The 24,930-nt window shown below is 48.6% G+C and carries 15 protein-coding genes; 1 reads left to right on the top strand and 14 read right to left on the bottom strand.

Translation table 11 applies throughout. The annotated features are described in order from the left end of the window. Positions 1-27 precede the first annotated feature (27 nt). The 6 genes from NBH15_RS17805 to NBH15_RS17780 form a co-directional block, all read right to left on the bottom strand. Positions 28-1,173, bottom strand: coding sequence for an MFS transporter (locus tag NBH15_RS17805; protein ID WP_250823196.1), 1,146 nt, complete (start codon positions 1,171-1,173; stop codon positions 28-30). Between the two features lie 16 nt (positions 1,174-1,189). Next, positions 1,190-3,562 (bottom strand): GH92 family glycosyl hydrolase, encoded by a 2,373-nt coding sequence (locus NBH15_RS17800; protein ID WP_250823195.1) that lies wholly within the window; start codon positions 3,560-3,562, stop codon positions 1,190-1,192. A 21-nt stretch (positions 3,563-3,583) separates the two neighbouring features. Further along, complete coding sequence (locus tag NBH15_RS17795) at positions 3,584-4,672, bottom strand: ROK family protein (protein ID WP_128134071.1); 1,089 nt, start codon at positions 4,670-4,672, stop codon at positions 3,584-3,586. A 30-nt stretch (positions 4,673-4,702) separates the two neighbouring features. Continuing rightward, positions 4,703-6,454: a class I mannose-6-phosphate isomerase gene (locus tag NBH15_RS17790; protein ID WP_244050975.1), complete on the bottom strand. Its 1,752-nt coding sequence runs from the start codon at positions 6,452-6,454 to the stop codon at positions 4,703-4,705. Between the two features lie 15 nt (positions 6,455-6,469). Further along, the gene (locus NBH15_RS17785; protein ID WP_128134072.1) at positions 6,470-7,768 is read right to left on the bottom strand and encodes a GH36-type glycosyl hydrolase domain-containing protein; all 1,299 of its coding nucleotides are present in this window, start codon (positions 7,766-7,768) and stop codon (positions 6,470-6,472) included. A 323-nt stretch (positions 7,769-8,091) separates the two neighbouring features. Then, entirely contained in the window at positions 8,092-13,626 is a 5,535-nt protein-coding gene (locus NBH15_RS17780; protein WP_250823194.1) for an alpha-2-macroglobulin family protein, read from the bottom strand. Positions 13,627-13,937: 311 nt separating this feature from the next. Here NBH15_RS17780 and pbpC point away from each other — a divergent pair, with 311 nt between their 5' ends. Further along, positions 13,938-16,238: a penicillin-binding protein 1C gene (gene pbpC / locus NBH15_RS17775; RefSeq protein ID WP_250823208.1), complete on the top strand. Its 2,301-nt coding sequence runs from the start codon at positions 13,938-13,940 to the stop codon at positions 16,236-16,238. Positions 16,239-16,395: 157 nt separating this feature from the next. On the opposite strand, the gene NBH15_RS29235 is transcribed toward pbpC, so the two are convergent. From NBH15_RS29235 to uvrA, 8 genes are all read right to left on the bottom strand, one after another. Beyond that, positions 16,396-16,521, bottom strand: a complete 126-nt coding sequence (locus tag NBH15_RS29235) for a hypothetical protein (protein WP_255419953.1) — start codon at positions 16,519-16,521, stop codon at positions 16,396-16,398. 111 nt (positions 16,522-16,632) lie between these two features. Next, positions 16,633-17,988: a Na+/H+ antiporter NhaA gene (gene nhaA / locus NBH15_RS17770; RefSeq protein ID WP_244050974.1), complete on the bottom strand. Its 1,356-nt coding sequence runs from the start codon at positions 17,986-17,988 to the stop codon at positions 16,633-16,635. Positions 17,989-18,047: 59 nt separating this feature from the next. After that, on the bottom strand, positions 18,048-19,250 hold the full coding sequence (locus NBH15_RS17765; protein WP_250823193.1) for a cation:proton antiporter family protein: 1,203 nt from the start codon (positions 19,248-19,250) through the stop codon (positions 18,048-18,050). A gap of 102 nt (positions 19,251-19,352) precedes the next feature. Next, the gene (locus NBH15_RS17760; protein WP_046147368.1) at positions 19,353-19,949 is read right to left on the bottom strand and encodes an IMPACT family protein; all 597 of its coding nucleotides are present in this window, start codon (positions 19,947-19,949) and stop codon (positions 19,353-19,355) included. A 3-nt stretch (positions 19,950-19,952) separates the two neighbouring features. Next, positions 19,953-20,171 carry a hypothetical protein gene (locus tag NBH15_RS17755; RefSeq protein WP_007658121.1) on the bottom strand — a complete coding sequence of 73 codons (219 nt, stop codon included), beginning with the start codon at positions 20,169-20,171 and terminating at the stop codon, positions 19,953-19,955. Between the two features lie 42 nt (positions 20,172-20,213). Then, a complete protein-coding gene (locus NBH15_RS17750) occupies positions 20,214-20,843 on the bottom strand; it encodes a DUF3226 domain-containing protein (protein ID WP_128134074.1) in 630 nt (209 codons plus the stop codon). A 2-nt stretch (positions 20,844-20,845) separates the two neighbouring features. Next, the gene (locus NBH15_RS17745) at positions 20,846-21,961 is read right to left on the bottom strand and encodes an AAA family ATPase (RefSeq protein WP_244050973.1); all 1,116 of its coding nucleotides are present in this window, start codon (positions 21,959-21,961) and stop codon (positions 20,846-20,848) included. A gap of 128 nt (positions 21,962-22,089) precedes the next feature. Next, on the bottom strand, positions 22,090-24,930 hold the full coding sequence (gene uvrA, locus NBH15_RS17740; RefSeq protein ID WP_244051270.1) for an excinuclease ABC subunit UvrA: 2,841 nt from the start codon (positions 24,928-24,930) through the stop codon (positions 22,090-22,092).

Here is a 24,930-nt window from a genome sequence, read left to right as displayed (position 1 = left end):
TAAGGTTTTAAGCGTTTTCATAAGCATCTATTTTTTATCGATTCTAAAAGAGATTATACAAATATAAAGGATGCAAAGCATGAGGATAGACAATCCGGCAACCTGTCCGAAACCATCGGCTACAATTCCCATCAACGGCGTTATCAAGGCACCACCGGATACTCCCATGATCATCAGGGCGGATATTTCATTTGCCCGTTCCGGCTTGTGCTGAAGGGCGTATGAGAAGATGATCGAAAAGACATTCGCACACGCCAACCCTACAATAACGATCATAACAAACATGCTCCACATATCCGGAACCAGCAACAATAAGACAAATGCCGCTATCGCAACAAACATGCTATATTTCAGGAAGCGGGCACCGGAGAGCTTCGCCAGCAGGAAAGCTCCGGCAAACGAACCGATCGTACGGGCGGCAAAATAAAGGCTGGTACCCAGTCCGGCTTCGGAAACGGGCATGCCTGTCCGTTCCATCAGCAACTTGGGGATAGTAGTGTTCAAGCCGACATCTATGCCGACAATAAAAAGGATCCCCAGGAACAGGGATACGATATATTTATCCTTGAACAGGGATAAGGTGGTAGCAAAGGTAGCCCCGGCCTCTTCCAGCTTTTCCTTTCCCGGGATCGTGGAGATCAGCCAGATCGTAGAGATCAGTGTCGTTACTGCGTAAACAAGGAATATCAATTTCCAGTCACCCCAGAAAGAGGCAGCCGCCCCGGCAATGATCGGGCCGAGGAAAGAGGAAATCGACTTGATAAATTGCCCCAGAGTCAGGACACTCGTAATACGGTCCGGACTAACCACATTAGCCACCATCGGATTCAGGGAAACCTGTAAAATAGTATTACCGATCCCCAATAAGGCAAAGGCCAGCAGGATACAGGCAAAGTCATAAAAGAACAGAGGCAGCAACATCGCCAGGGCTGTAACAGCCAACGCGATGACCACCGTGTTACGTCGTCCGAGCTTTCCCATCATGACTCCTGTCGGAATAGAAAACAGGGCGAACCAAAGGAAAACCATCATCGGAATCAGGTTTGCCAATGTATCAGACAATGAGAAGTCTACCTTTACATAGTTGGTTGCTATGCCGACAACATCTGCAAAGCCCATCACAAAGAAACCGAAGAGGATAGGGTAAATGGCTTTCGAATTTTGTTTATTCATGGTATGTATTGTTTTTTCAATAATCATTGTATGTATCTACCGGCTGATTCCCCATGTCCAGTTCCAGACGTCCTCCGGCTGCAATTGTTTCAAAAGGAATGCGGGTAGCCGGATAGACTTTACCGTTCAAACGGTACTGCTGAACGTAATAGTTTTCTTTGCTGTTGTTCTTTGCTTCGATAACAAATTCTTTTCCTTTATAATATGTATTATTCAGCTGAATCGTTATTTTATCGAATACAGGGCTGCCCAAAGCAAAAGAAGGTTGCGGGTCTGTCAGTCCTTTGACATCGAACAGTCCCAGGGAAGCGATCGCATACCAGGCACCCAACTGTCCCTGGTCTTCATCCTGCCCGTAACCGTAACCATGAATACCATCCGTTCCATAGAACTCGTCCAGAATGGCACGTACCCATTTCTGGGTCAGCGAAGGACGTCCCGCCTCGTTGAACAGCCAGGAGATATGGAGGCAAGGTTGGTTGCCATGATTATACAAAGTTTGCAGACCGGCAAAGGCTCCGACCTCCGTACCACCGCTGAAGATCAGCTCGCGGGAAACAGTAAAGATACTGTCGAGACGCTGATTGAAAACATCGGCTCCGACCTTGCCGACCAGACCTGCCGCATCATGCGGCACATAGAACGTGTACTGCCAGGCATTTCCTTCCTGGAAACCGCGCCACACCTGCATCGGGTTGAAGTTATCAATGAAACTTCCATCAGCCTTCTTCGGATGAACAAAATTAGTGGACGGATCATAGATACGTTCCCAGCCTTTCGACAACCACATCAGTTTATCATAGTCGTCAGTCTTACCCAATTTCTTTGCCCATTGAGCGACTGCCCAGGCACTGTAAGAATATTCTAATGTATGGGAAGCGGAGAACATAAAGGCCTCGTCGGGACCATTACCATTTTCCAGATGGGGGACATATCCGTATTCCAGGAACTTATCCGTATCGACCTTTCCGGCCCCCAGCGGACGGTTCGTACCGTCGAGTTCATTTTTAATAGAAGCCTCATAAGCCAGGTCGACATCGAAATCACGGATACCGCACTGATAAGCCCCGGCCAGAATCGTAGTCAGCAGGTTGGTCCCTACCCCCGATACATAACGGCTATTGGCCAAGCCATCCGCCAACCATCCGGCATCTTTGTAGACCAGCAAATGACTGCTGATATAATCGGATGCATATTCAGGATAAGCCAAAATCCAAACTTGCGAAAGATTCCATTGCGCTCCCCAGGCTGCATCGGTATTATAAAGGTTATGGGCAGGCTTGCCATTTTCCAAAGGTATCTGCCCTACACTACCGTCGTTACGGGGATAGGCTCCGTTTACATCGCTGGCAAGGCCGCGTCCCAGCAGGGCATGGTAAAGGCCGGTATAGAATTTCACCTTATCTTCTTTGACCGGTGTCTCTACCCGGATGCGTCCGAGGTAGTCTTCCCATTGTCGGTGAGCCGCCTCTTTCGCCTCGTCAAAGGTTAGCGTGCGGGCTTCCGTATCACGGTTCAGACGGGCATTTTCCACAGAGGTATACGACAGGCCGACCTTGGCAGTAATGCTTTCTCCTTCCGTAGTCTTATAGGTAAGATATAATCCCGAACCGACTCCGGAAACCTGTTTTGCATCCGGTTGTACCTTTTCACCGATGAAGGTGCCATATCCGGAAGGCTGTTTATCCAACTGGGCAGAAAAATATAACGGAACTGTTGCGCCCGGCTGGTATTTCTTTACATATTCCGGCAAGGTAATCACCCAGCCTTCAACCGTCCCGTCATCGTTCAACGTGACGGAGGCATCCTTCACGGCACCACTTTCGCCCTGCCGGTTACCGATATCGAACAGGATACGGCTTTCTTCGGAAGCAGGGAACGTATAACGCTGAAAGGCCACGCGAGGAGTAGATGTCAATTCTGCCCGGATATGGTAGTCTTGCAGGTTCACAGAATAATAACCGGCAGTAGCAATCTCTTCCGAATGATCGAAGCGGGAACGGTAACCGCTTCCGGTCGAATCATTCACGGCACCGGGGACAGTCTTCAATTCACCCACCGTCGGCATCAGGACGATACCGCCCACCTGGAACTCGTGGAGACAGGGAAAACCTTCAATGGAAGTATCGCGATAGTCATAGCCGGTTGCTTCCCAGCCGGAGTTATTCCCCAAATGAGCGTTTGTCGACGGAGCAGGTTTGGCCATACCGAAAGGAGAGGCTCCCGGAGTGAAATGGAACCAACGGCAATGTGCCGTCCCGATACGTGGCTCCACATATTGAGACAGGTTCTCCGTAACCGCCTTCTCTTCTTTCACCGGCGAGCAGGAAACAACCAGCAAACCTGTCAGAAGGGTGAGAACCGGAGTTATTAAACAGTTTTTATTCATGGCGTATTTATTTTTATATTCTTATAAATGATTCAAGGCATATACGTAAGCACCCAAAGCGACCGAGCGGCTGGCTCCCTGCTTACTTATCATGACACCGATGCGTTTGCAAGGGTCGTAATCCACCTGGCGGTCCGAACCGGGAACAGGTATCTTCACCGCTTCCCCTCGGGCAAACCGGTTGAAGTCCGCTTCGTCATCCAGGTTGAATGCTTTGCTTTGCAGACGGCTGAAACGGCTTCCGTCCATCATACCGGTCTCGCTGTTCATCTCTTCAAGCAAGGCAGGCATGAAATATTTGGCAGCACCGGTCAGTCCTCCGCCAATCACGACCAGACCGTCGATCAAAGTGATGGCCTGCGCTATAGCATCCCCGGCCATTTCCCCCAGTTCGGCAAAGGCGCGGCGGGCGGCATCCTGATTTCCGGGACGGGTACCTTCGGCAATATCGAAAATATCCTTCGGAGTCAAAGCGGAAGTGTCGCCGGAAAGCTCGCGATAGACATGTTGCACGGCTCGGATACTGACGCTTTCCTCTACGATATATTGCTGGTATTTCTTATTGCGGAAACACCAGATATCACCTCCGGCGGCATTGTCTCCCATCAGCAGATCACCATTGATCACGACTCCGGCACCAAAACCGGTACCGAGTGTTACGCCGAGCAGATTTTTATAACGCTTAATGCTTCCCGCCTTTTCCAGACGAAGATTTACCTCCGGCAATGCTCCGGTAAGGGCTTCGCCATAAGCAAAAAGGTCGCCGTCATTATTGATGAAGACAGGGATGCCGAACTTTTCTTCCAGATACGGCCCTAACGCTACGCCTCCGCGGAAAGAAGGAAAGTTCGGCAGGTTACCGATAATACCGGCCGGATAATCGGCTGGTCCGGGAAAAGCAAAACTGATGGCAACCGGGGCTTCCGTCAGTTGTTCGCGAATCCGGGAAAAACCTGTGGCCAATTGCCCCAGGCATTGTTCCAGATTACAGGCACAAGAGGGCAACGTTATAGGAGTCACTATCTCATTTCCCCCACGGATAGCCGAAAAGACCAGGTTGGTCCCTCCGGCATCAAGGGTCATTACTATGCGGTTATCGTTATACATTATATATATGTGTGTTTAATTGATATTCGATTATTATCCTTTCGTCCGTACATAAGCCTTGATCGTTCCGCAGGTTTTTCCTTCTGAAATGCCATACGGGCGGATCGTGTAATCACCGACTACGGCAGGTACGATAAATGTCTCGGCATAATGAACGATAAACGGTTCGAACGCATTTACCGGACTTTCCACGATCAGTTCATCTCCTTCTATCACATTAAAAACGTTGACTCCCCCACCTGTATTGTGCGGCACTGTGCCGGTAAACCAGTGGCGGCGGGTTTCGATAAACTCATTTTCATGCAGACCAGTACGTTCTTCTACCCAGCCTTCGCCTTCGGCACGCGGTTCGAAATGGTTGACCAACTGGTCGCGTACAAACTCCGTCTGCCGTTCCCATTGTATCACATGCGAACCATGGGTGATGTTGATAGGACGCGGTTTGCCGTCCAACCCCAGGCGTCCCCAGTCCCATAACTTAAATGTGAAAAGGCTCGGGGTAGCACTGATCTCCAGTACCATCGCATTAGAACCGGAGCAATGGATAGTTCCGTTCGGGATCAGATAATGATCATGTTTCTTGGCCGGCCATTTGTTTACGTACTTCTCCGTATCGAACGGCTTACCCGATACCTGGGCTTCATTCAATGCGTCGATCATCTCATCCGGGTTCACGCCCGTTTTCAGACCGAGGTAAACGGTTGCATCCTCTCCGGCGTCCAGCAGATAATAACTTTCGTCCTGTGTATAATAGATACCGAACGTATCACGGATATACTGGGTAGTCGGGTGTACCTGCAAACTGAGGTTGCCCCCTCCCATCGTATCCAGGAAGTCGAAACGGATCGGGAAATCCTGTCCGAAGCGCGATTCGACCGGGCCTCCCAACAGGTTACGGGTTTGATAAAATACAAGATTATTAGAGGCCATCTCAAACAGTTCGCCTTCTACTTTCAGGTACAGGCTGTTCTCTTCGGGCACGCAGTCGAAACACCAACCGAAGTTTGCCTGTTCCTTATCGAGGTCGCAGACTTCCTTCATCCACTGGCCTCCCCAGGGGGCCGGGTCGAAGAAAGGAACCACGCGAAACGGTTTACGGGCTGTCTTTTCCAGTCCGGCACGTAGGGTTTCGCCGGTTATCATTTTAGGCATACCGGGGATATGAGTGTCCAGCCAGTAATCTGCTTTCGGTAACAGATGTTTTTTCAGGGCGTCACAGACATTCCAGTCAATGAAATATCCACGTTTGTAATGGAGCGAAGGCGCTTCCTCCCGGTTTCTTACTCCCAGGCCGTCGATCTTTCCCTGGCGGAAACGTTGTTGTATTTCCCAACGTGCCATATCGACATAGACCAGTACATCAGCTTCGGGGACAACCTCTGCCGCAGCATGCCCGTAGACGATTACCAGTCCGGTCGCAGCTTTTATCTTTTCCCGGCATTCTTTTACTTTGTCCGCATCCAGGAAGTCTGCATAGTAAAACGGGGCACGGCGTCCAAAAAGGCGATCGTCTGTCAGATAAGGACGCGTCATCTTCTCAATATCTTCTACGCCTTTAAAACATTGATCCGAATGAATCATCAAAGAAGGATGCAATGTTGCCAGATGTTCAGCCAGTTCCTCCGGGTATACACCATGATAACATTCAATGACAACGACCTTTCGCGCCAACTCTTCCGGGACGTTGCATACGTCCTTCAGCTTATCCAGAACAGACTCCCAACCTTTCCAAAGAGCCCCATCGACAGTTGTCGAAGGGCTTTTATCGTAATTACTTTTTCTCATTTATATGATATTTTATTATTTATTCTCTTCCGACCATTGATTGAACATCTCGATAGCTTTCGCCAGTACCCCGGCCGATCCTTTGAAATGACCGGAACCGCTGGGTACGCCACCTTTGCCGTACCATTCATAAAATCCCTGATTCTTTATGACGCGGTCGATCATCGGACGCACTTCTTCGTAGGCTTCCTTCACCATGCCGTTGGCAATAAGCTGCTGGATCATACGGCCGCCGAACCAGGTCCAGTCTCCCCCATTCTGATAGATATAGGGTTTGGACATTCCGCCACGGAAGAATCCTTCCGGATAAGTAGGATACAACGTAAGACCGATACTCGGCATACCGGACAGGCGGACATTCTCCAACATCTGCGCATTGACAACGGCTATTTCTTCGGGAGACAACAGACCGGCTTCTATCGCGATGGCGGTTCCTCCGTGATAATGCACGTCCAGTTCGTTAAAGCCTTCCGGTATCGGAGATTTCTCCAGGTAGATATGGGGAATAAACTTCTGACGCTGTTCATCCCAAAGATGTTTGCGGGTATTCGCTGCTATATGCTGGCGAAGTTCTTTCCAGCGGGTCTTATCCACATTGTCCGCAGTCATCTCCTGCATAAAGTCGAGGGCGATGATAAACATGGCATTGTCGTAGACATCGATCGCGGGGTCCGACAATTCATTCATATCGCAGCCGAAATCGTCGTTGGGTTGCACGTCGCCCCAGTCTGCCGTCATGGCTCCGTAGAGAAGGCCATATTGTTCGCTATAACGTTCCTTCATCAGATAGTCGATCATTCCGACCATACGGTCGTAGACGGTGCGGCCGGCTACCACTTCGTTCAGGATAGAGGTGTCGCCAGTCTTACGGATATACTTTCCTACGATATGGATCAGGGAAGATTCCTGGTCGGTTTCGACCGTATTCTTGAAAGCGACATGGTCGGGAGCGGCATCGGAATAATAAGGATGATCGTCTCCCCAGTTGAAGTCTGTTTTCAGGACATATCCGTCTATCATCTCGTCGTTTGGCTGTTGCAGGGCAAAAAACAGCAGGATCGCATTGCGCAGATCGGACGGGTTGCTTTCTTCGCAGGCTACTTCAATAAAGGTATTCATATCGCGCGCCCATATCTGGGAGTAACCGCTTCCGGCATTAAAACCGCTACGGATTACGGCACGGGCCATACTGTCGACGGTATGAAAACTTTGGTCGGCCAGGATATCCCCGGCTAACTGTTGAGTTGCTGTAGGCGCTGTACAGGATAGAAGTCCGCTACAAAACAAAGCAAAGAGTAAGTGTTTTTTCTTCATGAATCAGTTGTATTTATCCACGGCAAAGATAAAAAGGTTACTTCTGAATAAAACAAGCATTTGTTTCGATGTAGTTGGATTATCTTACGATTTGGAAGTCCAGGAATGCTGGTCAAACGGTGAAAGTGACCTTCCGGGTTTCCGGAAACCAACTTTAAACGGTGAAAAACGGTTTCTGAGACCTCGGGAGGCAACTTTCACCATTGAAAAGCCATTTCCGAGACCTCGGGAAGTCACTTTCACTATTGAAAAACGATCTCCGAGACCTCGGAAGCTAACTTTAAACGTTTGACCGGTATTCCCGAGACCTCGGAGACTTTTTTTCACTCTACAACCACCTCTTTCCCTTCGGTATTCGCCCGTACCAAATTATCGTACATGGCTTCGCAATAAACCGGGGGCAGATAGAAGCGTCCCGGATAAACGGCACAGAGGTTGATCTTTACCGTCACCTGGCGGCCGGAAGGCAGATAGTCGATATAGCTATACACCTTGTCGTCGCGGATATCCTGGTAATTTATGCCTGTGGCCGTCTTGTCCGTCGCCCCGTCGTTCAGGAAGCGGGTGTTCAGGATTTCCCAACCGGCAGGGAATATTTCCGTCAATACCAGGTTGTTTATGCCGCGGGCGGTAGGATTCTTGACCGTCACCACGGCTACGAAATTCGTTCCCTGCTGCATGTCGGCTATATTCACAGCCCGGCCGTTCTGGTCGGTGTAGCTGACGGCCAGCGACAGACCGTTCGCATAGGCTTCTTCCTTGCCTTGTTCCGGGATACCTTCGGTAATGATGCGGGCGAACAAGGTCGATGTTCCGGTGTTCTTTAGTTCTACGGAGGCGGATGCCCCTGCCTTTTCCAGCAAGGTTTCTGTCCATACGTTCTTGACGGAGCTGACTTTGTCATTCTTTCCGGCGCAGGAATAGGTGAAATCCATCGATCCGCCCACCTTGTACTTTGCCATGTATTCGGAGAGGGATACCAGGGCAAAGGCCGTGGATTGCGTACTCAGCCAATCGTCCGACGAAAGCTCTTTCGAGATGTCACGGGTGAGCAGGGCGGCTTCCTTACCGTCTCCCAGCAGGGTGAGCGTCATCAGGCGGATGGCCTGGTCGCGCAGGTCGCTGCCGAATGTAAGGTCGTAGTCCGAATAATCTGTTTTCAGCTCCGTAGTCTTTTCGATCAGGTTCTTTGCCACGTCGCTACGGCCGATCAAGGCATAGGCGGAGGCAAGCAGCCAGCGGCTCATCGGTTGCAACAATTTATTTTCTTTCAGACGGTTCATGGCGCCTACTTCCGGCGTCTGTCCCAAAGCGAGGACATAGAGGCGATAGGCTTGCGTCATCTCTTCCGAACGGGAATAATAGGAGTTGACGGGCTTCCAGTCGCGGGCCACACGGCGGAGGTTATTCAGGACATTCCGTTTCATGCCGTCGGGCACCAGATATCCTTTCGTCTCGGCAGAAAGCAGGAAGTGGGTGGCATAGACCGTACCCCAGGCATTGCTGCTGGTTCCGCCGGGCCAGTAAGAGAACGCACCGTCTACCGTCTGGTAAGAACGCAAGCGGCGGATGACTTCCTTAACGGCGTTTCCGGTCATTGTCTGCTGCGCCTTCGACAAAGCGGCAAATTCACCGACATACAATTGCGGGAAACCTTTGGAAGTGATCTGTTCAACGCATCCGTGCGGATAACCGATCAGGTATGACAGGCGGGAAGACAGATTCAAAGGCGGCACGTCGGATACTTCAAGTGTCAACGAATTGGTGCCTTTCATTCCCGGCATCTGAACCGTTTCTTTCCAGGACTTGCCGGCTTCCAGGGTGACAGGCAATACCTTCACCTGCGGACGGGAGACTGAACGTATCTCGATATCCGTCGTGTAAACCGACTTATCGCCTTTGCCCGATGCAGTGATCGTTACGCGTCCGGCTCCCGGCTGGTCTTTCACCTTGATACGGAACGAGGCTTGCTTGTCACTCTTCTCCGTAAAGTTCAATTGCTGGGTGGCCGGCCCCACGACTTCCATATTATCGGAACAACTGATCGAGACATTGACATTTCCGACACCGTTCTCGGTGGCAAATACGGTGGCCGGGACAACCATCTCTTCGCCGACACCGATCACACGGGGCAACGTTCCGAGCAACATCACAGGCTTGCGCACGAAAACGCTCTTGTCGGCATTTCCGTAGGCTTCACCGTTGCCGGCTACGACCATGACCTTCACCCGACCGTTATAGTTCGGCATCCGGTAGGAATGACGCTGCTTCTCCCCTTTCTTCAGCAGGAACGGGCCGTCGAACATGACAACCGGCTTGAAGCGGTTCACAATGGCTTTCGGTCCCTTGTTAAGGGCATCGTCGCCACCGATGCTGAACAATTGTTCGATACGTCCGCCGTAAGCGCCGACTACGAAGTTATACATATCCCAGGTGCTTACGCCCAGGGCTTCGCGGGCATTGAACGCCTTCCAGGGTTCAGGGGTGCGGAAACGGGTAAGGTCGAGCAGGCCTTCGTCCACAATGGCTAAGGTATAGGCCATTTCGCGGCCGTCCTTTTCGGAAACGGTTACCTCATAGTTGGCTTCCGGCTTGATCTCGTCCGGTATGCTGATCTGGGGATATAAATGACTTTCCGGAGAGGTCACCGTGAACGGGACAACGCCGTACATACGGATCGGCAAATCGTTTTTCGTGATTCCGTGAGGCTGCAACAACGTTACATAAACGTAGGCATTCGGCTGCATCTCTTTGGTCACGTCCAGTTTGATTACGGTCTGTTGGTCGTCACAGGTATGTTCGGTGACGGACAGTACCTTCGTGCCGTTTTCTATGCTGACAACGGCACGGCTTCCTTTGGCTGATGGGATGGTGATAACCAGTTTCTCACCCGGCTGGTAATTATCCTTATCCGTCTTGAAGGTCAGCATGCTGGCCGATTCGCTACCGTCGGCATTCCTCCGCCCCTCGTTATAAGGCCAGTCAAAATAACTCATGACACCGGTCGAATGCTTGCTTTCCTTATCCTTCACGGAAATAAAGTAAGTGCCCCACTCTTCATTGCTGAACGATAAGCTAAAGGTCCCGCGCCCGTTCTCCCCGGTGCGGACTGTCATATTTTTGACAGGTTTGTTATAGGAGTCGGAGACATAGTTTGCCAGGCTACTGTTGTCGGAACTCCACCACCAGTACCAATACACTTTATAGACCTGTACCTCCAGTTCCGTATTAGCCTGCGAGTTGCCCAGGTAATCGGCCGAAGCGACTTCGTAGGTGTAATTGCTTCCCGTATTGAGTTGTTCGCGTGTCTGCTGCGGCGACTTGATACCGGCATAGCGCTTATAAGGCGAATACAACATCCGGTTGGCATCGATACTGAAATCGCCCGATTCTTCATACACACGGGTAACGAAGTTAGCCATCAACATACCCGGAGCCGTCGAACCGATCTCAAACTTCGCCTGCACAAGGGCGTCTCCCTTCTCGTCGGTCGTTCCGGAAATCAGTTTGCTCTCTTCGCTGTTAAACACTTTCGAAGGATCATCGAAATAGAAATCCTTAAATCCGCTGAAAGTGGTCGGTGTAGAGATAAAGGTTCCCTGAATATCGTATTTAAGGTTCCTTGCCGTTGCTCCCTGCAACCATTCCGTGTGCAGACGTGCGTTCAGCGGTTCGCCGCGCAATAATGTCTTTTCGGGCATGGACAGGTCGATCTTCAGACGGTTCGGCTTGATGGATTCCACACGCAAGCGTTTGGTGAAGCTGACGCCTCCCACGTTTACAGTTACATTCCAGGCGCCTGTCGGTGCATCCGGTTCCGTCGGCATGGCAAACGAATACACACCCAGTTCTCCCCGGGTCTGTGTCTTACGCAGATATAATTGTCCCAACGGGTTATATAGTTCCATTACCACCGGATGGTTGGCGGGAAGTTTTTTGGCACGGTCGTTCAGCATAAAACTCAGGAACAAGGTATCGCCCGGACGCCAGACGCCCCGGTCACCATAGATAAATCCTTTAATGCCTTTCTGTACGACCTCGCCGGAGACATCGAAAGAGCTTAACGACAATGCCGATCCGCCATCCACACGCAGATACGAGCGTTCATTTCCCAAAGAAGCGATCAGATAGAAAGGCTTGCCCGAAGTTATCTTCAGACGGGCCTGTCCCTGACTGTCCGTAATACCCGATGCCAGCTGCTGGTTCTGGTAATTGTAAACTGCGACATTGACACCATTCTCCGGATGAGTCGTAATCAGGTTATGCACCAGGACCGTCATTTCATTATCCTCACCTGCCATTGCTATCAGGCCGAGGTTGGTTGCCAGCACATTCTTGCCTTCTACCTTGTTATAATAGTAACTATTCGAACAGGGGTCATTCCGTTCGCTGTAATTATAATCACTCCAGTCGAAATCACCATTATAATAATAGTATCCGCCATTATCGAAACGCGAACTTTCCTCTTTGAATTTGATTTCATCTTCAGCAAGCAATTGTTCGCGGGAGACTTTCACGGAATCATCGCAAGGATAGGCCGACAGATCTTTATTGAAAGAAAGTTCGACACGGTAAATGGCACCGGGTTCAGGTTCCATCATTTGCTTCATATCGATAGCATAGGTGTTCCATTGGGTAAGATCGCTGCCGTCTTCATCCAGGAAGATCGTCTTACGTGCAACCAGGCGGCCCACACGCATCAGGTCCGAAGTCCCGTCCAGATTATTCACTTGGAGGAACTGGCCGATATTCTGTTCCAGTATCTTTATCACACGTACCACAACGCCACGAAGATAAACGGCCTGGAAAGGCACAAGCAATTGAGTGGATTGCGGTATAATAACTCCCTGCCCGACAAACCTGACATCCGGCAGAAGGCTGCTGATCTCGACCTGACGGGTAATATCTTCTTTCAGAGTAAGGCCGTTCTTACTGCGTATCTGATGGTTCAGATGTACATTCATAACTCCCGTACGTTGAGCATCGGGATATAAACGCAGACGATTCCCCTCCACATTCACCGTCTCGGAGGTATTCCCGGCGATAAAGGCTAATCCCTGCATATCCTGCGAAGAATCCAGCTCTTTAGAGAACGTCACTTCCACATACCGTTCCGGTTCCGTCACATAAGTCACGTCATAAACCTCAAAATCGTTCATATCCGGGATACTTACGGATAGCAGCTTATCTTCGGCAACGCCCAGTTTATTCGGGGCAACGGAAAGGGTAAGCGTACGGCTTCCGTCGGTTCCGGCCTGTACATTTTGCAAAGTAACCTGATGTTTTTTACCGTCGGGGCTGTGTTGCCATACAGCATCCACCTTTTCTGAGAAGCGGACCAACGATTCAACTGTTTCCGGTGTCTCCTTATCGGGGGTCAGCAAAGTGCACAGTACATCATAACCGTTCTCGTTCTTCTTGTTGATCTCCATCGATTCCAGATTGGCACGCAACGCCATAGGGAAAGTAGAAAAGCCGAAGGTAAACTGCTTGTCCTTGCCTGCCACGTCAAACCATTCGGAAAGGTCGGCCGTCAGCTTGTAGGAGGTATTCCGGTCAAACTCTTTTGCAGGTTTGAAAACGATAGTCCGGTTATTCTCAAAAGAAAACTCTCCGGCTATATCCGGTTTGATGCGGACCAGCTTCGACAACCGGTCGCTCTGTAATTTATCCTGTGGTATATCCTGATTGAATATCAGATACACCGGTGTATACCTGGATATTTTACCCGAGGTAAACGCTTCCACATGTGGGTTAAAAGGCAACTCTCCCGTCTCGCCTTCGCTACTCTTTGAAGTACAACTGCCCAACAGGCACAACAAATAGCATAAACACATCAAATAAAGATACCTTGCCATATTTCTTCCAATTAACGGTTACTACTTATTCAAGATCAAAAGCAAACATCAGCACATCTACTTATTTCACAAATATAAAGAATTATATTCTACGATAGAACGTATTCCACCTGATCTTTCATTTTTTATCCTTATCTTTGTAATAACTATAACAATGGAAAGTATGGCAACTAAAACATTACATAGAGCAGAGATCATAGTAGATGAAAATATCGTGACTGTTTATATAGTATCAGCTTTAGGGCATTATGACGATAAATAAAACCTGGATAATATCTATTTTGCTGTTTATCCTGTTTCTTTGGGGAGGGATGTACCTGCTGGTTCCCCGTACCCTGTTCCCCGTATCTTACTCGACATTACTTTACTCTTCGGAGGGTAACCTGCTGGGGGCGAGGATTGCACCGGACGGGCAATGGCGGTTTCCGGCGACCGATTCTCTGCCGGATAAATTCATTACCTGCCTGACTACTTATGAAGACCGTTATTTCTTTTATCATCCAGGGATAGACGCGGCGGCCATTCTGCGTGCCGCCTATCTGAATGTCCGGTACCACCGCGTCATCAGCGGAGGAAGTACACTGACCATGCAGCTGGCACGCCTCGCCCGGGGAAACCGGGATCGTACCGTGTACGAAAAAAGTATCGAGATGTGCTGGGCGCTCTTCCTGGAAACGACCCATAGTAAAAAGGAAATACTCAACCTGTATGCTTCCCATGCCCCCTTCGGAGGGAACGTTGTCGGCATCGAGACAGCGGCCTGGCGTTACTTTGGACGCAGCGCTTCCGATCTCTCATGGGCGGAAAGTGCCACACTGGCCGTACTACCCAACTCTCCCGCCCTTATCCATCCGGGCAGGAACCGAAAACAACTGAAAACAAAACGCGACAAACTCCTGTACACGCTGAAAGAAAGAAATATCATCGATAATACCGAATACGAACTATCCTGCATGGAACCTCTGCCGGAAGCCCCGGTACCCTTACCCAACGAAGCTCCTCATCTGCTGGAACGGCTGGCCGCCGGCACACCGGGAATACGTATCACCTCATCGGTACAGTATTCCTTGCAGAAACAAACCCAGGAACTCGTCAACCGTTATGCCCGGGAATACAGCAGTTCCAACCATATCCATAACCTGGCTGCCCTTATCGCCGACGTGGCAACCGGAGAAATCCTGGCCTATGCTGGAAATGCCACCTTCCAGGCCGACGAAAAACGGGGAAACCAGGTCGATATCATCACTTCCCCCCGTAGCACGGGGAGCATCCTGAAACCTTTCCTTTATGCCGGCATGCTGCACGACGGACAGATACTCCCTTCCACCCTCGTATCGGATGTACCTCTGAACATCAACGGTTTTATGCCGCAGAACTATAACAAGACATTTAACGGTGCCGTCCCTGCCCACCGGGCAATCGAACGTTCGCTGAACGTACCTCTGGTCCGCATGTTGTCGCAATATAATACCGGCCGTTTCATGACCTTACTGAAGACATTAGGCATGACCTCCCTCCGTTTCTCGGAAGAACATTACGGAGCGTCTCTGATTCTGGGAGGCGCAGAAGGTACTTTATGGGATATATCCGGAATGTATGCCTCCCTGTCCCGGGTTCTCACCCATTACCGCCCCTACAACGGGCGATATAATCCGCAGGATATTCATCCGTTGACACCATTCCCTAACAAAGGAAAAGATCCTATACAATCAATCACAGACAAGCGACTTACCGATAAGCCATTATTATCAGCCGCCTCCATCTGGTTTACTTACGAAGCCATGTCCGCCCTCAACCGCCCGGAAGAAGAAGCCGACTGGCAACAATTCGAATCGATGAAGCAGATCGCCTGGAAGACCGGGACCAGTTACGGAGGACGCGATGCCTGGGCTATCGGGACTACTCCCCGCTATGTCGTCGGCGTATGGGTGGGAAATGCGTCTGGCGAAGGTCGCCCGGGCCTGACAGGAGTAGGAAATGCAGCCCCTGTCCTCTTCGACCTCTTCTCACTGTTACCCGGCAGCAGTTGGTTCGATATGCCTTACGACGAACTGGAACAGGCGGCGATCTGTCGTAACAGCGGACACAAAGCCTCCCGGATCTGTGATCAGACGGACACATTGTATATCCCCCGTTCCGGCATCAACACCCCGGTATGTCCTTACCACAAACTCGTCCATCTATCGGCAGACGGACGTTTTCGTGTAAACAGTTCCTGCGAGTCTGTCGACCGGATGATCACCCGTCCCTGGTTCGTGCTCCCGCCTTCACAGGAATATTATTACCGTAACTACCATATCGACTACATTCCCCTCCCTCCCATCAAACCGGGATGCGAACAAGCACAAAGCCGGCAGATCGAACTGATCTACCCGGAACACAACGCCATCTTATACTTACCGAAAGGATTCTCCGGCAAACAGGAGAAGTTTATCTTCAAAGCCGCCCATGCCCGTCCCGACGCCACCATCTACTGGCATCTCGACGACACGTACCTTGGAGAAACAACGGACAACCACCAGATCGCCTGCACAGTGGAGTCCGGAAAACACATGCTCACTCTGATCGATAACTGGGGTAATCAGCGTAAGATACTTTTCGAGGTGAAATAGTTATTCTTTTTCTATGTCGAAAGGTTCAAAATAAATGATATAATAAATCTGTACTTTTAAGCAATACCCGCTTACGTGTCGGCATCGATTCCAGCGACATGCTGGCAAAAGGGTCTCTGCTGGCTCCCGGAAAACTGCACCAGCGACTTCAGGCTACTCATATAGGCATGTGCCGTGCCGTCCCGAACCGTCCTTCCTGTTCCACTTGGTTAATAATATTCAGTGCATAAAGCACGAACCCATTATGTGCAACCCCTTTCTTAATCAAACTCATTTCATCCATACTGTTTCTTATTTTAATTAATATTGGCAGGAATATAACAGAAAATGAACTACCTTTGTCTGAACGATTAACATGTTTCGCTATGAGTAGTTATAAGCATACCCTATGTTATCACTCATTAGCCGCCTTCGGCAGCACCTTTTTCAGCAATAAGTATCCGCAAAGTCCAGAAACAAACGATCCCGTAAATACGCCAAGTTTAGCCTGGTTCAGCAAATCCATGCCTACAGCATCCGTACTGTTAAACGACAGGTTGGCAATGAACAGTGCAACTGTGAAACCAATACCTCCTAACATAGACACCCCAAACAGATTCCAACGTGTCATTCCCGCCGGCATAGAGGCGAGGCTTGTACGGGCAAAGAAATAGGTAAAAGAGAAAATCCCCAATGTCTTTCCGACAAACAATCCCAGGAAGACTGCCAACGGCACATTGACCAGAGACGCAGGCTGTATATCGCCGAACGTGACACCGGCATTCACAAAGGCAAACAGCGGAAGGATCAGGTAATTTACCATCGGATGCAGTTTGTCGGCAATGCTTTGCAACGGACTGATCGTTCTATCCGCCAGCGAATGGATATTGTTCAATACCTGTATCTGCGTCGGAGTCAGTACGGCGGCCTTTTTAGACTGGCGCACCTCCGTATAGTCCAGCATATTCAGATAGCCGGTCATATCACAGGTGAAATCGTTCAGATTGATCTTCGGACGGGCGGGAACAGTGAAGGCAACCAATACCCCTGCAATGGTAGGATGGATACCCGATTCCAGGAACAAAATCCAGACAAAGAAACCGACAATATAATAGAACAGGTTATTATTGACCCGCATCTTTCCACCGGCATACAATAACGCCAACAGGGCCAGGGAAATCAGCAACGGCTGATAGGCAATATGCCCGCTATAAAACAAAGCGATAATAATTATACCGCCGATATCATCGACAACAGCCAACGCCGTCAGGAAAATCCGCATACTCAGGGGAACCCGCCTCCCCAACAATCCCAGGACGGCAAGGGCAAAAGCGATATCGGTAGCCATCGGGATAGCAGCCCCGCGTGCTTCCGGCCCCGTATTACACACCAGAAGAAAGAAAAGGACCGGCGCGATCATACCACCACAGGCGGCAATTACCGGAAGGATCGCCTTACGGACCGAACTGAGTTCACCGATCAAAACCTCCTGCTTGATCTCCAACCCTATCACAAAGAAGAATACAGCCATCAGGGCATCATTCACAAAAGCCAACATCGGCATCGGCTCTCCGTGATGCGAGAACAAATTGAATTTACCGATCTGAAGATCTATGGGATAAGATAATATATGATGATAAGCATACGCCCAAGGGGAATTGGCCAGTATCATAGCCAGTATGGTGGCCATAAACAATAGAAAACTGGCGCTCGACTTCTGTGTAGCGAAACGGCGCAATGGTTTCAGGATAACATTAATAGTACGATCCATTGTGTTTAAAATATTTGCGGAGACAGCTTGCTGACCTGTCTCCGTAATTCCTAACTGTGTTATTGTCTTTGCTTCTCTGCCATTTCAAGCAGATAGGCGCTACGGGTCAACTTTTCTACCCAGACCACAAAGATACCAGTTAAAATTAAATTAAACACAATAGTAAGGACAGAAATCATCAGGGCCGGTCCACCTAAATTGTATCCGAGAGCGATGAAAATAATACCTGCTCCTACCTCACCACGCGTAAACATACCGATCGACAATGCCAGACGCTCACGCTTGCGCCGGTCGCGATAGAAGAACAGCGGGAAAAGTTTTCCTATATTAGAAAGGAAAGAGACAATAAGAACGTGCAACAGGATCATCGGCCACGACATCATCGGCTGTGCTCCGGTAATGGTTGCCGCCTCAGCCGATTGTTTGGCAAAATCAATGCCAAAGAATACCGGCATACTCACTCCCACAAGGAACATGAACAGGAAAGATATGGCTGTAGCCACATTGTGCTCAACCTTCGTGTCGATATGCTTATGCTTCATGATCATACCCAGGACGAAAGCAGGCAGCAGCACTTCAATATGAATACTGGCGTCTTCACCATAGAAATGTTTGGACACCAAATAAACTCCCTGCGTAATAGCTAGCGTTACAATTGCATAGAGCAGGATCGCTTTCCAGTCCTGACGCATATTATAAGTGCCCATCTTCTTCCATCCGAGCATAAGCAGCACCATCACGATCAGGATGATAACGCCCAACTGCCAACGCAGTCCCACCATCATGATCTGAAGCGGTATCATCAGCAGGATCGTATCGAGGTCGTCGAAAATAGCCAGAACCTGCACCTTTTTATATACCCATGAAGCCTTCAGTCCGGCAGCTGCAAGCATTGTAAAGAGAATACCGGCAGAGGTAGGCGCTGCAAAACGGCTCAGCAACAGGTTTTCCTTCCAGGCTTCACCACTCGACCAATAGATCTCGGGAAGCAGGACGAACATATAATACAACGCCACAAAGATCCAGGGAAAGGCTGCGGTTGCCATCGCAATAAAGTAATCCTCCGTATAAGATATCCAACGAGTTTTGTCCATTTCAAACTCCCGGCCCACGTTGATCATAATAAAGGCCAGGCACACATACAACAACGTGTTGGAGATCGTCTTCACCATCGAATAGTTCTCTCCCACCATAGCGGGAAGAAACTGCGAGACAACCAAACCAATCACTAAGAAAAAAGAAAATAACAGAATCTTCTTCATTATATTACCACTATTTGCTTATTTAGATTTCAGAGTACAAAAATAAGGAAATCCTCTCAAATCGAAAATAGCAGGTAACTCATGTTTCAGATTATTAATAAATTACTTCAGATAGGCCGACTCCACTTTCAATAAGCGGTTCTTCAGCTTCTCCGCCTCCCCTTTTCGGATACGTAGTGTCATCTCACAGTCCATTTCGAATTTCTGAGATACAATAAGGGGGTTATCTTCTTTCACTATGCGCATGATCCCGTTCAGGTAGGGATATTCGAAAGCGACTGTGATATCTTCATCCACCGTACGTTCCTCTATTTCGGCGGCAGCGATCGCTTCGGCAGCGGCCGTACGATAGGCAACGATCAGCCCGCTGGTACCCAACTCAATACCTCCGAAATAACGAACTACAAGGATCAGGATATCCGTCAGTTCATTGGAATTAATCTGTCCGAGGATCGGTTTCCCGGCAGTGGAAGACGGTTCGCCGTCATCGTTTGCACGAAACGTCAGGCGGTCCGGTCCCAGCATATAGGCCCAGCAGACATGGCGTGCATCATAATATTGTTTACGGTACCGGTCCAGTTGCTCCTTCACCTCTTCGACCGTACGCACGGGGATGGCATACGAGATAAAGCGGCTGCGCTTCTCCGTGTAATAGCCCTCGGCTACTTGTTTTATGGTTCTGTAACTGTCGTCCGCCATCGGTCAATCCGGTATATGGGTTTGCTGTTCTTCGCGGAAGGCCCGGAAGTCTTTCATGATCTCTTCGATCTCCTCGATAAAGTAGGGATCTTTCACATTTTTCTTCACCTCTTCGTAATAGGTTTCAATGGCCGCCAGGGCGCATATATCTTGTCCGCGCAGCAGGAAATAAGGTTCTTCCTTCTCTACGCATTGTTTGATCATCTGGATAGGATTCTTCATCTTAAATTAATTACATATTATAAAAGGACAAACGCGTTTGTCTTATTTGTTTAACTCCATTAACCAGGCTTTGAAAGCAATAACTAATTCTTTATCCTGACTGAATAAATGCTTTCTTATAGCAACATTTACAGAATCGCCCGGTTCATCATGCCACGCAAGCCAGGTATGAAGTTTCGCTTTTGCCCGATGTACATTTTTATATTTTTGAATATTCTTCTTTTCAAGATTTGTTATTACAGTTTCAGCTTCATGAAGCAACATATTATCTTCGGGAATTATTCCCATCATAAAATCCTCTAACATGCCGACATCCTGATTATTTGGCATAATCCATACGCCTACGACCAGGTCATTTTCATCTATAGGTGTTAAAATCAAACCATTCGGACATAACTGTAACGGAGGATTATACTTACCGCTTCTTTCCAGAATATCCCTTATAGATTGCCACGCACAAGCATAAGATGTATCTGCATCGATAATGACCCATAATTTTCTAAGGATATTGGAACTTTTCAAATGCATCTTAAAGGAAGTTTTCAGCTTAGTAATAGAACCTTCACTACTTATATCAAAATTGAGATCTATTTTCCACTGTTTATAAAATTCCCTTATGGCGTTTTCTTCACTACGCCCTTCAACTAAAAGCAAAGATGTCGGTGTTTCCATAGTTAACGAATTTCAATATCGTTCTGACCAATATAAGCCAGTTCTTCTTTTTCCTGATATTCAACAACCCGGATTGAGTTATTCCGATTTTCAAGTCTTATTATTTTCCCATTCTGGTTTGCCTGTGCATTTTCTGAAAAGCTTTTAATAGCGTCTTCACTATGTGTTGTGGCAAACACCTGGATATTTAATTCCTCTGATAACTCAAAAATTATCTTCCACAACTGGCTTTGCACTGAATGATGAAGACCATTCTCGAACTCATCTATCAGTAAAATGCCATCCTTACAATTTAACAGAGCTAAAATAATAGTTAAGACACGATTGATCCCATCTCCCATAGAACTTAACCGATAACGCTTTGCACTATCACGCAACACAACGACAGGCACTCTTTCATCTCTTCGCGAAGAAGAAAGTATAACATCATCTTTCAAATAATTCAAAGCTTCAATTCTGGGCTCAATGATCCGAAGAGCTTTAATTATATACTTTTCAAGGGGAGTCAATGCCAGTCGATCAAAGAGGGCCGGATTCTTGTCACTCGAAATCTGGTTCGTACGAACATATTCAAAAGGGAGTTGTTTATCTGCGATTGGCACGGGAAGCCTGCCTCCATTGAAAGTATATAAAGACTTCTTATCTCCTAACAAAGACAAAAAACCGATTTTAGCATTTGCATATTCTATATCCTGCTCTTCTGCTTCATCCAAAAATCTACGCACAGATCTTTCCAGGCCACTGTTATCCGTCTCCGTTGCAACGATATATCTCACCAATTTAAAGAGAAATGTTTCAGGCAAAAGAGAGCCGGTCACTTTTATCTCTATCGGTGAATGGAAAAAAGCGTCTATATCTCTATTATAATATAAAGAAGTGAAACGTTCTATTTCTTTCTCTATACTATTTTCTCTGGAAGAAAAACGAACACTCTCTCCACGTATCTCCAACAGTTCTCTAATCCAGTTGACATCTCCATTTGACGCAACAATAGATATAGCTTCCAATAATGTAGATTTACCTACATTATTTTTTCCTACAATCAGATTTACATTAGCCAGATTACCTAATGTCAGATTCTCAAAATTCTTATAATTATTAATGACTAATGATTGCATAATTATTACTTCTATTTACAATTGGATTAGACCTAACTAAGTGCAAATATATAAAAAAGGAATCATTATTATAGTATCTGATAATGATTCCTTTCGTACATGCCAATCCTTTTGGGATTATGCACAGTCTATTTCTTCAGTTCCTCTTTCAGGAACGGAGCGGTATAGCTCTTCGTTTTCTTCTTCACCATTTCTTCCGGCGTGCCGGTAAACAAGACCTGACCGCCTTTACGACCGCCTTCGGGGCCCATGTCGATCAGGTAGTCGGCGCATTTGATGACGTCGAGGTTATGCTCGATGACGATGATGGTGTTGCCCTTTTCCACCAGTTTGTTCAGGACACCCAGAAGGACGCGGATGTCTTCGAAATGAAGACCGGTTGTCGGTTCGTCCAGTACATATAATGTATTGCCTGTATCCTTTTTAGCCAGTTCAGTCGCCAGCTTCACACGCTGGCTTTCGCCGCCGGACAACGTGGTGGAAGGCTGCCCCAGTTTAATATAACCCAGGCCCACATCCTGCAAGACCTTGATCTTGGACAGGATGGTCGGGATATTCTCGAAGAACTCCACCGCCATGTTGATCGTCATATCCAGTACATCCGCAATGGATTTACCACGGAAACGCACTTCCAGTGTTTCACGGTTGTAACGTTTGCCATGACAGTCCTCGCAGGGCACCAATACGTCGGGTAGAAAGTTCATCTCGATGGTCTTGTAACCATTCCCTTTGCAGGTTTCGCAACGACCGCCGGACACGTTGAATGAGAAACGCCCCGGTTTATATCCCCTCACCTTCGATTCGGGAAGATCGACAAAGAGGTTACGGATATCGGAAAATACCCCCGTATAAGTAGCCGGATTGCTTCGTGGCGAACGTCCGATAGGCGACTGGTCGACATTGACGATCTTATCCACATTGTCAATGCCCTCGATCGACTTATAAGGCAACGGATCTTCCAACGAACGATAGAAATGCTGGCTCAGGATCGGTTGCAGGGTACGGTTGATCAACGTCGATTTGCCGCTCCCCGACACGCCTGTCACACAGATCAGCGTTCCCAGCGGGAAAGTTGCATTCACATTTTTCAGATTGTTCCCGCTGGCACCTTTTATCGTGATAAATTTACCGTTTCCTTTCCGGCGCTCGGTGGGAATAGTGATTTCAGTCTCTCCGTTCAAATAGGCAGATGTCAATGTATTTACTTTCAGCATCTCCTGAGGCGTACCTTCGTACACGACCTCTCCGCCCAAACGGCCGGCTTTCGGGCCCATGTCGATCACGTAATCGGCATTCAGCATCATATCCTTGTCATGTTCCACGACAACGACCGAGTTTCCAGTATCACGAAGTTCTTTCAAAGAGTTGATCAGACGGACATTATCACGCTGATGCAACCCGATACTCGGCTCGTCGAGGATATAAAGCACATTGACCAGCTGGCTACCGATCTGAGTTGCCAGGCGGATGCGCTGGCTTTCACCGCCGGAAAGGCTTGCCGAAGCACGGTTAAGAGAGAGATAATCCAGCCCCACATCCAGCAGGAATTTCAGGCGCGAACGTATCTCCTTCAATATCTCTATCGCTATCTGTTTCTGCTTATGATCCAGACGGTCTTCGATGCTGTCCAGCCAATCATACAGTTCGGATATATCATAAGAAGATATCTCCGCAATATTCTTATCTGCAATCCGGTAATGCAAAGCCTCTTTGTTCAGACGCTGGCCGTTACATTCCGGACATGTAGTCATTTTAATAAACTGCCCCGCCCATTTTTGTGCGGAAGCGGATGCCTCACTCTCCTGCTGCATCAGGATATATTTGGCAACGCCTTCATAAGACAGGAAATAATTGGAAGAACCCAGGGATTCGTTCTTGATCTGGAGCCGTTCGTCCGTTCCGTTCATGATCTCGTCGATCGCCTCCGCCGGAATATCCTTGATCGGCGTCTTGATCGTTACCCCATGCTTCTCGCAAAGGGCTTCGATCTGCCAAAAGATAAGCGAGTTCTTATATTTCCCGAGGGCCACGATCCCGCCGTTATAGATACTGAGGGAAGGGTCCGGCACGATCTTTTCCATATCCAGCAGGTTCACCTGTCCCAATCCCTTACATTTGGGGCATGCACCTTGCGGGGAGTTAAAGGAAAAGTTATGCGGAGCCGGTTCGCTGTAGGAAAGTCCGGTTGCTGGGTCCATCAGACGACGGCTGTAATGGCGCAACTCATCCGTATCGGCATCCAGCAGCATGACCAGTCCGTCACCCTGCTTCATGGCTGTACGCAGGCTTTCTTTCAGGCGGCGTTCGTCAGAAGCCGAGACAACCATTTTGTCGATCACCACTTCGATGCTGTGCATCTTGTAACGGTCCAGCTTCATGCCGTGGAATATCTCCTTGATCTCTCCATCGACACGGACGGTCAGATAGCCTTTCTTACGAACCTGCTCGAACAGTTCCTTATAATGTCCCTTACGGTTGCGGACCAGCGGAGCCAGGAGGTATGTTTTCTTTCCCTCATAATGTTCCAGAATCAGGTCGAGCACCTGCTCTTCGGTGTATTTCACCATCTTCTCTCCGCTCAGATACGAGTACGCCTCTCCCGCCCTTGCATAAAGCAGACGGAAAAAGTCGTAGATCTCTGTCGTCGTGCCGACGGTAGAACGGGGATTCTTGTTGGTCGTTTTCTGTTCGATCGAGATGACCGGACTCAATCCGGTGATCTTATCCACATCCGGACGTTCCATATTTCCGAGAAAGTTACGGGCATAGGCAGAGAATGTCTCCACATACCGGCGTTGTCCTTCCGCAAAAATCGTATCAAAAGCCAATGACGACTTACCACTACCACTCATACCCGTTATCACGGTAAGTTTGTTTCTCGGTATCTCGACGTCTATATTCTTCAAATTGTGAACGCGGGCGCCTAAAACGGAAATACGTCCGCCTTCCAATGCATTCTTATCATTCAT

The sequence above is a fragment of the Parabacteroides caeci genome, assembly GCF_023656795.1.
Taxonomy (GTDB): Bacteria; Bacteroidota; Bacteroidia; order Bacteroidales; family Tannerellaceae; genus Parabacteroides; species Parabacteroides segnis.
This window is presented reverse-complemented; position numbering and strand designations above follow the sequence as displayed.